The 6,286-nt window shown below is 37.8% G+C and carries 7 protein-coding genes; all 7 read right to left on the minus strand.

Annotation, left to right across the window (positions count from 1 at the left end; all coding sequences use genetic code 11):
* Positions 1-185: hypothetical protein (locus tag ABZC96_RS07570; protein WP_373030204.1), on the minus strand; the 185-nt coding region annotated here is incomplete at its 3' end.
* On the minus strand, positions 182-922 hold the full coding sequence (locus tag ABZC96_RS07575; RefSeq protein ID WP_373030206.1) for an ABC transporter ATP-binding protein: 741 nt from the start codon (positions 920-922) through the stop codon (positions 182-184). The genes ABZC96_RS07575 and ABZC96_RS07570, both read right to left, overlap by 4 nt.
* Before the next feature lie 246 nt (positions 923-1,168).
* Positions 1,169-2,014: a thiamine pyrophosphate-dependent enzyme gene (locus ABZC96_RS07580; RefSeq protein WP_373030208.1), complete on the minus strand. Its 846-nt coding sequence runs from the start codon at positions 2,012-2,014 to the stop codon at positions 1,169-1,171.
* Positions 2,011-3,777, minus strand: a complete 1,767-nt coding sequence (locus ABZC96_RS07585; protein WP_373030209.1) for a 2-oxoacid:acceptor oxidoreductase subunit alpha — start codon at positions 3,775-3,777, stop codon at positions 2,011-2,013. The genes ABZC96_RS07580 and ABZC96_RS07585 overlap by 4 nt, the downstream gene beginning before the upstream one ends.
* A complete protein-coding gene (locus ABZC96_RS07590) occupies positions 3,774-4,454 on the minus strand; it encodes a cytochrome b5 domain-containing protein (protein WP_373030211.1) in 681 nt (226 codons plus the stop codon). Before ABZC96_RS07590 ends, ABZC96_RS07585 begins: the two co-directional genes overlap by 4 nt.
* A gap of 112 nt (positions 4,455-4,566) precedes the next feature.
* Complete coding sequence (locus ABZC96_RS07595; protein ID WP_373030212.1) at positions 4,567-5,169, minus strand: superoxide dismutase; 603 nt, start codon at positions 5,167-5,169, stop codon at positions 4,567-4,569.
* Positions 5,170-5,262: 93 nt separating this feature from the next.
* Positions 5,263-6,286 (minus strand): heavy metal translocating P-type ATPase (locus ABZC96_RS07600; protein WP_373030213.1); only part of this gene is annotated, 1,024 nt, incomplete at its 5' end.

Here is a 6,286-nt window from a genome sequence, read left to right on the forward strand (position 1 = left end):
AGATCTTTGAGCCATTCATATTTTTGTAATGCAATTTCAATAGGAAGGATCTCAAGTCCCTCTGACACGGAGTGTGCATCTAAAACATCCCAGTCTTTGACTAGAAAGCTTGCGGAACGTTCCTGTTTTTCATCAAATGCAACCTTTCTTAGCGTTCCCTTTGTCGTGTCATCGAGTTGATTCATATGTGATCCTTTGGTTCTTTGATGCATGCTACACATCCACTAAAACCGAGCTTCTTAATATCTTCCATGATTGACTTTGGATTGCCGGTGCAGACGATTTTACCGTCCATAAATACGTGTCCGACATCAGCATCGATATAATTGAGAATATGTCCCGTATGCGTGATAATTATTGCTGAACGTTCACGCAGCTTTTTCGGCGTATCTTTTTGAAGGATCTTATTGATCGCCTTTGAGATGACGGCAATATTTTCAATGTCGACACCCGATTCCGGTTCGTCTATTAACAGTAGATCAGGGTTTTGTGCATAGAGTTTCAGTACTTCAGCCCTTTTAAGCTCTCCTCCGGAAAAACCGACATTGAGCTCTCTTTCCAGAAAGTTTTCCATACTGAGTGCCCGAATCTCATCATCAAGATCTTCGGAGCGGTTGATTGCATTAAGAAAGTTTTGGAGTGTTACTCCTTTGATCTTGGGCGGATGCTGAAAAGACATACCGATACCCATATTAGCGATTTTATCTGTTGTCATATCCTGTATGTTTTTGGATTTTATCCTGATCTCTCCCTTATCAATACTATAGCCAGGAAGTTTCATAATGGCATTGAGAAGCGTAGATTTTCCAGAACCATTTGGGCCAAAAATAACGTGGATTTCACCTTTCCTTACGATCAGGTTCATTCCTTTGATAATCTCTTTATTTTCTACAGAAACATAAAGGTCTGTAATTTCTAACACGGGTACATCCATTCTAAACTCTTTTATTTGTTATGGGCTGTTAGTAATTTATATAGTGACTTTAACACACCAATGCAATAAACTCATTAATATAAATTATATCATAAAATATTTCTACCACTGTTTTCCATTCAAGTATCTTTCTTGGTCAATAGTATTTAATGATTTAGCATTTAAACGTGGAAAACAGAAGACAGATTTAGTACATCAAAATTAAGTAGTTTGTTACTCTCTTCCAGTAAAATTTTAGTAGGCATCAAATAGCATTTGTATTTTTTCATGGTCATGTATGAGACTGTAAAGTGCTCTTTTCTCATCTCCTCTAATATGCTCTTCAAATGTAACATTTTCAGTTTGATAAAAAATGCCAAGAGGTATAGGATCATTTTCAAGTGCTTTGATCATAGCTGAGGGGAGGTTGCTGCTGTCATAGCCACTCTCTAGTTCATAGGTATTATCTTTAAACCATTTATAGGTATTTGTCTTATTAAATACAACACAGGGTTGAAAGACATCAACTAAGGCATACCCTTTGTGTAAAAATGCTTCTTTGAGTACCGCTTTTGCATGTGCATAATTTCCTATATTAACACGCGAAACAAATCCGGCCTTTAGTGCCAATGCGACAGATATAGGGTTGAACGGTTCACTGCTAACACCTTTTGTCTGTACGGGTGTTTTAAACCCTTTCTGGCTTGTGGGTGAGGCTTGTCCTTTGGTGAGACCATAAACCATATTGTTATGTACGATATGCACGATATCAGGATTTCGTCTGATGGTATGCATAAAATGATTACCACCCTCGCCATACATATCTCCATCACCACCTTCAGCAATAACAGTTAGTGCAGGATTGGATGCTTTTAGTGCTGTTGCTACAGGAAGTGCTCGTCCATGTAGTCCACCAAACATGTGTGTATCTATGTAGTAGGGAGTTTTGGCAGCTTGGCCAATACCTGAAACAATGACTGTCTGCTTAGGATTAAGTTCAAGCTCTGTCAGTACCTCTTCAAGAAGTTTTAATATTCCGAAATTACCGCACCCAGGACACCATGCAGGCTTTGAACCGGGTCTATCAAGTGGATGTTTCATTTTAGATCCTTTAGTATGTTGCTCAGTTTTTCTTTTAATAAGTCTGCAAAAAAGGAAAATCCGTTGGACTCAAGAATACGGTGATCAATGCTTATATCATGACTTTTCAAGATATCTGCAAACTCTCCTGTAACATTATTTTCTATCACAATATTTGTTTCAGTTTTTTTCAGTACTTCAAGATGTTCTGGATTAAGTGGATGTACCCAAAAAAAATGTACATGAAAAAGTCGAGGATCATTCAGTTCTTTCAATACTTCAGTGATTGCACCTTTTGTAGAACCCCAACCTATGAGTGCGATGCTTCCTTTCCCCATAATGCTAGGTTCATAGGCCTCAAAAATAGTAAGGTCTATTTTTTGTTTTCGTTTCTTAACCATATTTTCACGTACATGATAGCTTTCCGTACTTTGACCACGTTCATCATGTTCATGACTGGATGAGACTACAAGGCCATCACCTAGACCAGGTACCCCTCTTAGTGAAATACCCGTATCATTGAATTTGTAGCGATCATAGGATGGATCTGTAGTTTGAATATATCGCCGTTGTTCATAGACACTGAAATCAACTCTTTCCATCATACTTATTGAGTCTGCAAGATATTGATCACTGAGATAAATAACAGGCATCTGATATCTGTCTGCCAATTCAAAAGCAAGATACCCATAGTCTATACACTCCTGTAAGTCTCCAGGAGCTAAAACGATACGACCGAAATATCCATGTCCACTGTGTATCGCTAGATTTAGATCTCCCTGTTCACTTCTTGTGGGAAGTCCTGTAGCAGGTCCAGGTCGTTGTGCCAGATAGACTACGGCTGGTGTTTCACTCATACCTGAGAGACTCATTGCTTCACTCATCAGTGCAAATCCTCCTCCTGAAGTCGAAGTCATCGCACGTGCTCCCCCAAACCACCCACCAAGTACCATATTAAGGGATGCAATTTCATCTTCACTTTGTTCTACTACCAGGTCAAACTCTTTAGACATTGAAGCCATAAAGTTCAGCACACCTGTAGATGGTGACATAGGATACGCAGTTATCATATTGCATCCTCCGATCAAAAAACCAAATCCTGCTGCAGAGGATCCATTAATTAAATGCATGGTCTCTTTAAGTGTTGATATAGGGTTGGGAAGTTTAGGGATATCCATACTTGCTAAGTTTTTACCATAGGTAAATCCTTCTTGCATAGCTGTTTCATTCTCTTGTGGATTATGCTCATAAAATATAGCTTCTATACTTTGGGACAACATCACCGTAGTAATCCCAAACATACCAAATAATACACCTGCAACATATGAGTTCGCATAATGTAGACCACCAATTTTTTTGACCGTTTCCAACATAGGTATGGATTGGATATGTATCTGTTCATCTTTGATATTTTTATCTGCTAAGACAATAGTATCATCTGTCAATCGTTCATGAACATGAGATATAGCATCAGCATCCAGTGCTATGAATAGATCAACATGCCAACATGGAGCATTTATAGGACCGTCTGCAATGCGGAGCAGGGTTGTGTTACTTCCTCCTCGTACCCTGGACATATACTCTTTAGTGGAAAATACAAAATATCCACTTCGCTTAAAGGCATCACTTAAAATATGTTCTAAAGTCATAATACCAGTACCTGCAGCACCTCCAATGAGTATAGAGATACTATGTGTATAATGATGTTCTTGCTTTTTAGGTTTAGGAAGAGATACTGGGGACTTGGAAATAGTTGAGTGGAATGGGATTTTTAATTCTTTCATAATGACTCCTTTTCTGGCCAGGTAATCTTACCTCCATGGTATGCCAAAATAATCACTGTAATTCCAGTAAAAAATATAATACCATGATAAAGTATGCTAGGTAGATTATATAAATACACAACATCAGGATCATTAAGATAGATACCAATACCGACAATACCAAGTAAAAGCGTAATAATAGAGAACGAAAGTTTAATGACAAAAATATGTGTGAAAGCCAGTTGATAGTTGATCCACCAACTTAATATTCCTGAGAACATCGCCAAAACACCCATGATAGTAGAGACAAAAAAGGCGTAAAAAACAGCTGTAGCAAAAGAAGCTTCCTGATAAAATAAAAAAACAATATTAAGCCCTGCTGCAAAGAGATGAAGAGCAATAGGAAAATGTAGTAACATCGGATGGGGATGATATTTACGATACCATTTGACCCATTCACTCTTGCTATTACTCTCCTGGTCAAGTGTATCGACAATCGTAAAACGATCAAAAACTTCTTCAGTATGTGGCGCCTTTTCCAATAGGTCTGTAAGGTCCAAACCCGCTTCATGCATTTTTTTATGTATACCATTTTCCCATAAAGGGCTACTGCTTACATCATATACTTTTCCTTTATAAGCGATATAAGCTTTTTCTCCATTCTTCCCATTAAATTGTTTTAATTTTTCTAAAGTCATTATGTAATCCTGACATAAAAGAGAGAAAATAATATGTTTTAATATCAATAGTTTTGTTATATAATTTCATCATCTTTTCCAATTTTTTATAGTTTGAAAACTTAAAATGGGCCTATAGGCCATGATGCTTGTCTGTAAATGCTTCCAGGTTTTGTGAAACAAAATCCCAGTTGATCAGTCCCCACCATTTCTCAAGATAGTCTGCTCTTGCATTTCTATAGTCTATATAGTATGCATGTTCCCATACATCACATGTCATTAAAGGTGTATGACCTGACAGTAGAGGATTTCCAGCATTGGAAAATGACTCTAATACCAAAGCTCCTGAACCATCTATACTCAGCCATACCCAGCCTGAACCAAACAAACCTGCAGCAGTCTCTAAAAAGATCTCTTTAAACGCTTCAAAAGAACCAAAGTCTCTATTAAATAAAGCTAGTAGATCTTTAGAGGGAGCAGTTATTTTTCTGCTCATTCCTTTAAAATAAAAGTCATGATTATAAACCTGAGCAGCATTGTTAAATAAACCACCACTTGCTGATATAACTATGGCTTCAAGATTCATATCTGCATACATTGTACCTTCAATCAATCTATTTAAGTTGTTAATATATGCAGCATGGTGTTTTCCATGATGATACTGCAGAGTTTCTTTTGAAATATACGGTTCCAACGCAGTCTCATCAAAAGGTAAATTCATTAAAGTATGTGTCATTCTATATCCTTTTTTCTACTCTTTAAAGAGTAATTGTTTTTACTTAATAGTAAGTAGAATGTGTGTAATATATGTGTACTTATTTTCGTACTATTAAAGTCTCTCTTTTTTCAATCGTAAAGCATTCAATATCACTGAGACAGAAGAAAAACTCATAGCCGTTGCAGCGATCATAGGAGAGAGTAAAATTCCAAAGAAAGGGTAGAGTACGCCGGCAGCTATGGGAACACCCAGGGTATTGTAAATAAAAGCAAAAAAGAGGTTTTGTCTAATGTTCTTCATCGTAGCCCGACTAAGTCGTCTTGCTTTAACGATACCAACTAGGTCACCCTTAATGAGTGTAATTCCTGCACTCTCCATAGCAACATCTGTACCTGTCCCCATAGCGATACCTACATGAGACTGTGCCAGAGCAGGGGCATCGTTGATTCCATCTCCTGCCATTGCAACGATTTCGCCTTTTTCTTGAAGTGCTTTGACGATATTGGCTTTGCCTTCAGGGAGCACATCAGCATGCACTTCATCAATGCCAAGTTTTCTAGCCACAGCATTTGCTGTGGTAAGGTTATCTCCTGTTATCATGACTACTTTGATTCCCTCATTATGGAGTGCTTCTATGGCATCCTGTGTTGTATCTTTTATGGGGTCTGCAACAGCAATGAGCCCGGCAATTTCATTATCTACAGCGATAAGTACAACTGTAGCACCATCTTCTCTCAATGATTCGGCTCTATCTTTAATCATTATTGTATCTATATGTAAAGATTCAAATAGATGTATATTTCCTATAACAATAGTATGCCCGTTTACTACACCTCTAATACCTTGCCCAGTGATAGAGTCAAAGTCTTTAACCTGAAGCAGTTGTATGTTTTGTTTCACAAGCTCTTCTACGATGGCAAGAGCTATAGGATGTTCACTTGAATGCTCAAGAGAAGCACTAAACTGGAGTAAATCATCTTTCTTTATCTTTCCGACTGTTTCTACAGCTACAAGCTTAGGTTTCCCCTCTGTCAATGTACCCGTCTTATCGACTATAACAGTATCTACTTTCTCCATCATCTCCAACGCTTCAGCATTTTTGATGAGCACCCCGTTAGAAGCACCTTTCCCAGTA

Origin of the sequence: Sulfurovum sp. (assembly GCF_041551015.1) — a bacterium.
GTDB lineage: Bacteria > Campylobacterota > Campylobacteria > Campylobacterales > Sulfurovaceae > Sulfurovum.